Origin of the sequence: Leucobacter soli (assembly GCF_042659205.1) — a bacterium.
Taxonomy (GTDB): Bacteria; Actinomycetota; Actinomycetes; order Actinomycetales; family Microbacteriaceae; genus Leucobacter; species Leucobacter soli.
Genome location: NZ_JBHSRW010000147.1, coordinates 1 through 5,628, shown reverse-complemented (window position 1 = coordinate 5,628; position 5,628 = coordinate 1). Strand labels below are relative to the sequence as shown.

Below are 5,628 nucleotides of genomic sequence, written 5' to 3'. Positions count from 1 at the left end.
TCATGAAGAGGTCCGGCGGTGTCCTACTCTCCCACACCCTCCCGAGTGCAGTACCATCGGCGCTGTCAGCCTTAGCTTCCGGGTTCGGAAAGGATCCGGGCGTTTCCCTGACGCTATAACCACCGTAACACTATTGACATATCAACCACCCCACCCCAAAGCCCCATCAACACCGTCAATGAAACCCACACAGGGAGGGATTGTTGGTTCGTACGTCAAGAACCACAAAGCAGACGCGAACACCACCCACACGGGAACCGTGCAAGGGCCAAAACATGTCTCAACACCCACGCCACACCCCAAACAGGGATGTGAAGATTAGTTAAGTCATCGGCTTATTAGTACCAGTCAACTCCACACCTTACGATGCTTCCATATCTGGCCTATCAACCCAGTAATCTCCTGGGAGCCTCACGCACCCGAAGGTGCACGGAGATCTCATCTCGAGGCCGGCTTCCCGCTTAGATGCTTTCAGCGGTTATCCATCCCGAACGTAGCCAACCAGCCATGCCCTTGGCAGAACAACTGGCACACCAGAGGTCCGTCCAACCCGGTCCTCTCGTACTAGGGTCAGATCCTCTCAAATCTCCAACGCGCGCAGAGGATAGGGACCGAACTGTCTCACGACGTTCTAAACCCAGCTCGCGTACCGCTTTAATGGGCGAACAGCCCAACCCTTGGGACCTACTCCAGCCCCAGGATGCGACGAGCCGACATCGAGGTGCCAAACCATGCCGTCGATATGGACTCTTGGGCAAGATCAGCCTGTTATCCCCGAGGTACCTTTTATCCGTTGAGCGACAGCGCTTCCACAAGCCACTGCCGGATCACTAGTCCCGACTTTCGTCCCTGCTCGACCTGTCAGTCTCACAGTCAAGCTCCCTTGTGCACTTACACTCGCCACCTGATTGCCAACCAGGTTGAGGGAACCTTTGGGCGCCTCCGTTACATTTTGGGAGGCAACCGCCCCAGTTAAACTACCCACCAGGCACTGTCCCAGAACCCGATCAGGGTCCATGGTTAGACATCCAGTATGACCAGAGTGGTATTTCAACAACGACTCCACCAACACTAGCGTGCCAGCTTCACAGTCTCCCACCTATCCTACACAAGCCACACCGAACACCAATACCAAGCTGTAGTAAAGGTCACGGGGTCTTTCCGTCCTTCTGCGCGTAACGAGCATCTTTACTCGTAGTGCAATTTCGCCGAGTTCATGGTGGAGACAGCTGGGAAGTCGTTACGCCATTCGTGCAGGTCGGAACTTACCCGACAAGGAATTTCGCTACCTTAGGATGGTTATAGTTACCACCGCCGTTTACTGGGGCTTAAATTCAAAGCTTCACAACCGAAGTCGTTGACCTCTCCTCTTAACCTTCCAGCACCGGGCAGGCGTCAGTCCGTATACATCCATTTGCATGTTCGCACGGACCTGTGTTTTTAGTAAACAGTCGCTTCCCACTGGTCTCTGCGGCCACCACACCCTTTCCCGTGCAAGACGGTATAAGCGGATGGCCCCCCTTCTCCCGAAGTTACGGGGGCATTTTGCCGAGTTCCTTCACCATGATTCTCTCGATCTCCTGAGTATTCTCTACCTGACCACCTGAGTCGGTTTGGGGTACGGGCGGCTAAAACCTCGCGTCGATGCTTTTCTCGGCAGCATAGGATCACCTGCTTCCCCATACGGGTCCGCATCACGTCTCACCCAAAGAACCAAAATATTACTAAGGTTCGGGCTACACGTTTACACCGGGACAACCATCGCCCGGCACAGGCTACCTTCCTGCGTCACACCTGTTAATACGCTCACTCCACCACGCCGGGGTCGCACTCTCCACCCCCAACCCACCCGAAGGCAGAAAAGGGGCTTCGCTTGCTTAGCACTTGCGGCTTCGCGTTTGACGGTTCTTCGCCGGTACGGGAATATCAACCCGTTGTCCATCGACTACGCCTGTCGGCCTCGCCTTAGGTCCCGACTTACCCAGGGCAGATTAGCTTGACCCTGGAACCCTTGGTCTTCCGGAGGACGGGTTTCTCACCCGTCTTTCGCTACTCATGCCTGCATTCTCACTCGTGTAGCGTCCACGACTGGATCACTCCGCCGCTTCACTCGCCACACGACGCTCTCCTACCCAACCAGCGGGCTGAACCACGAAGGCTTGCCTATACGCTGATTGCCGCAACTTCGGTGGTGTGCTTGAGCCCCGTTACATTGTCGGCGCGGAATCACTTGACCAGTGAGCTATTACGCACTCTTTCAAGGGTGGCTGCTTCTAAGCCAACCTCCTGGTTGTCACAGCAACTCCACATCCTTTACCACTTAGCACACGCTTAGGGACCTTAGTTGGCGATCTGGGTTGTTTCCCTCTCGACTATGAAGCTTATCCCCCACAGTCTCACTGCCACGCTCTCACTTACCGGCATTCGGAGTTTAGCTGACGTCAGTAACCTTGTAGGGCCCATCGGCCATCCAGTAGCTCTACCTCCGGCAAGAAACACGCGACGCTGCACCTAAATGCATTTCGGAGAGAACCAGCTATCACGAAGTTTGATTGGCCTTTCACCCCTATCCACAGCTCATCCCCTCAGTTTTCAACCTAAGTGGGTTCGGCCCTCCACGCGCTCTTACACGCGCTTCAGCCTGGCCATGGATAGATCACTTCGCTTCGGGTCTAGGACACGCGACTCAATCGCCCTATTCAGACTCGCTTTCGCTACGGCTTCCCCACACGGGTTAACCTCGCCACATGCCGCTAACTCGCAGGCTCATTCTTCAAAAGGCACGCCATCACCAGAACAAGCTGGCTCTGACGGATTGTAAGCAAACGGTTTCAGGTACTCTTTCACTCCCCTCCCGGGGTACTTTTCACCTTTCCCTCACGGTACTAGTCCGCTATCGGTCATCTGGGAGTATTTAGGCTTATCAGGTGGTCCTGACAGATTCACACGGGATTTCTCGGGCCCCGTGCTACTTGGGATACTTCTCACGCAGTGTCACCATTTCGGATACGGGGCTCTCACCCACTCCGGCCCGCCGTTCCAAGCGGTTCTCCTATAGCAACAACATTCACGTCAGTCCACCGGCAGATGAACTAGAAAAGTCCCACGACCCCGCGTATGCAACCCCTGCCGGGTATCACACATACACGGTTTAGCCTCTTCCGGTTTCGCTCGCCACTACTCCCGGAATCACATGTTGTTTTCTCTTCCTGTGGGTACTGAGATGTTTCACTTCCCCACGTTCCCTCAACCCGCCCTATATATTCAGGCGGGAGTCACCAGGTACGCACGCGCCCTGGCGGGGTTTCCCCATTCGGACATCCTCGGATCACGGCTCGTTTATCAACTCCCCGAGGCTTATCGCAGATTACTACGTCCTTCTTCGGCTCCAGATGCCCAGGCATCCACCGTTTGCTCTTAGCAACTTAAAAATCACATAAGTAAAAAGACACACACCCGCACCCGTCAAAAAACGAGCGCGAATATGTAGACCGCAACACCCACCACCAAACACCCGCCGGCCCGAAGACCAGCAGACATCATCAAGCAAGTGCTGCAGATGCTCGCGTCCACTGTGTAGTTCTCAACGTACGACCAGTCCCACCCCCATGAACAACACGTTCCATGAGCGCAGGCCAGAAGGAACCCTCACCAACCAGGAAAACCCCGGCCAGGTCTAGGCCTTCAGGACCCAATAATGTGCACTTAGTAAAGCCCCGCTCCCCACGCCCATCCGTTCCAACAGCATCTCCACGAGGGACACACTGCGTACTAGCACAGGCGAGGAAAACAAGACTTGTCTTGTCGAATGTTCCACCCTTGAGCTGCCGGCATCACGCGTTCGGTGATGTTCCGGCAATTCTGCGGAACCCGTACGGGTTCCGAGTGCTCCTTAGAAAGGAGGTGATCCAGCCGCACCTTCCGGTACGGCTACCTTGTTACGACTTAGTCCTAATCACCAGTCCCACCTTCGACGACTCCCTCCCACGAGGGGTTAGGCCATCGGCTTCGGGTGTTACCGACTTTCATGACTTGACGGGCGGTGTGTACAAGGCCCGGGAACGTATTCACCGCAGCGTTGCTGATCTGCGATTACTAGCGACTCCGACTTCATGGGGTCGAGTTGCAGACCCCAATCCGAACTGAGACCGGCTTTTTGGGATTCGCTCCACCTTACGGTATCGCAGCCCTTTGTACCGGCCATTGTAGCATGCGTGAAGCCCAAGACATAAGGGGCATGATGATTTGACGTCATCCCCACCTTCCTCCGTGTTGACCACGGCAGTATCCCATGAGTTCCCGGCATAACCCGCTGGCAACATAGGACGAGGGTTGCGCTCGTTGCCGGACTTAACCGAACATCTCACGACACGAGCTGACGACAACCATGCACCACCTGTATAGAAGTGTCCAAAGAGTTGACGATCTCTCGCCCGTTCTTCTATATGTCAAGCCTTGGTAAGGTTCTTCGCGTTGCATCGAATTAATCCGCATGCTCCGCCGCTTGTGCGGGCCCCCGTCAATTCCTTTGAGTTTTAGCCTTGCGGCCGTACTCCCCAGGCGGGGAACTTAATGCGTTAGCTACGACACAGAACCCGTGGAACAGGCCCTACATCTAGTTCCCAACGTTTACGGCATGGACTACCAGGGTATCTAATCCTGTTCGCTCCCCATGCTTTCGCTCCTCAGCGTCAGTAGCGGCCCAGAGATCTGCCTTCGCCATCGGTGTTCCTCCTGATATCTGCGCATTCCACCGCTACACCAGGAATTCCAATCTCCCCTACCGCACTCTAGCCTGCCCGTACCCACTGCAGGCCCGGAGTTGAGCTCCGGGATTTCACAGCAGACGCGACAAGCCGCCTACGAGCTCTTTACGCCCAATAATTCCGGACAACGCTTGCACCCTACGTATTACCGCGGCTGCTGGCACGTAGTTAGCCGGTGCTTTTTCTGCAGGTACCGTCACTTTCGCTTCTTCCCTACTAAAAGAGGTTTACAACCCGAAGGCCGTCATCCCTCACGCGGCGTTGCTGCATCAGGCTTGCGCCCATTGTGCAATATTCCCCACTGCTGCCTCCCGTAGGAGTCTGGGCCGTGTCTCAGTCCCAGTGTGGCCGGTCACCCTCTCAGGCCGGCTACCCGTCGTCGCCATGGTGAGCCATTACCTCACCATCAAGCTGATAGGCCGCGAGTCCATCCCGAACCGATAAATCTTTCCCGCACCAGGCCATGCGACCAGTGCGCGTATCCAGTATTAGACACCGTTTCCAGCGCTTATCCCAGAGTTCGGGGCAGGTTACTCACGTGTTACTCACCCGTTCGCCACTCATCCACCCGGGCAAGCCCGGGCTTCAGCGTTCGACTTGCATGTGTTAAGCACGCCGCCAGCGTTCGTCCTGAGCCAGGATCAAACTCTCCGTAAAAAACTGATGCACCCGAAGGCAGCGGAATAAGCCACCCACAGGCACGAGTTTGACCTGACAACAGAAACCATCAATACTGACGATCTCGTTATCCAAAAAGGAATCTCCAACCACCACCCCAAAGAGTGGTAGCCGGGGATAATAAATTGGCATTTGACAATCAAGTGCACACTATTGAGTTCTCAAGGACCAGACACCCCCCGTA

3 rRNA genes are annotated in these 5,628 nt (G+C 55.4%); all 3 read right to left on the bottom strand.

Annotation, left to right across the window (positions count from 1 at the left end):
- Positions 1–10: 10 nt before the first annotated feature.
- Positions 11–127 (bottom strand): 5S ribosomal RNA (rrf, locus tag ACFPZL_RS09240).
- A 191-nt stretch (positions 128–318) separates the two neighbouring features.
- A 23S ribosomal RNA gene (locus ACFPZL_RS09235) occupies positions 319–3,431 on the bottom strand.
- A 465-nt stretch (positions 3,432–3,896) separates the two neighbouring features.
- Positions 3,897–5,423, bottom strand: a 16S ribosomal RNA gene (locus tag ACFPZL_RS09230).
- Together the 16S, 23S and 5S rRNA genes form the textbook arrangement of a ribosomal RNA operon.
- Between the last annotated feature and the right edge of the window lie 205 nt (positions 5,424–5,628).